This window comes from Burkholderia anthinoferrum, assembly GCF_002925705.1.
GTDB lineage: Bacteria > Pseudomonadota > Gammaproteobacteria > Burkholderiales > Burkholderiaceae > Burkholderia > Burkholderia semiarida.
The window spans coordinates 1-490 of the sequence record NZ_LFZP01000088.1; the positions used below are offsets into that span (position 1 = coordinate 1).

The window sequence follows — 490 nt, forward strand, 5'->3', positions numbered from 1 at the left end:
GCGCGCACGATCGCGCTGACCCCGTTCGGGCCGACGTCGAGCCGGGACAGGAGCTGCTCGAAGTAAGCGAGATCGATGGCGACGACCACGATCCCGTTGAACGCATGATCGGGCCGCTCGATGCGCCGCGACAGCGCGATCGACTCCTTGCCGCCGCGCGAGCGTGCCCGATAAGGCTGGGACACGTAGAGCCCGACGTTGTCCGCGTCGCGATGGACCTTGAAGTAGTCGCGATCGCTGAAGTCCCAGCGATGGGTCGTGCCGCAGCATCCGTCGATCAACTGGCCGCGCCGGTCGGTCACGCCCATGCCGGTGAGGTACTGGGCCGCGGTGCGCTCGAACAGCAGGTCGTGCCGCAACCCGGTGTCCATGCGCTGTACGGCCTGCTTGCCCAGGTCGGCAGCCAGCGCGACCAGCGCGTTGTTCGACGTTTCGACCGTCCGCGCGATCTGGCTCGCGAGCACGGCCGCGACGTTGCGCGACGTCTCGT

1 protein-coding gene is annotated in these 490 nt (G+C 68.4%); it reads right to left on the reverse strand.

Annotation, left to right across the window (positions count from 1 at the left end; translation table 11 throughout):
* On the reverse strand, window positions 1-490 hold a 490-nt coding region (locus tag C5F75_RS36020), incomplete at both ends, for a PDC sensor domain-containing protein (protein WP_456151276.1).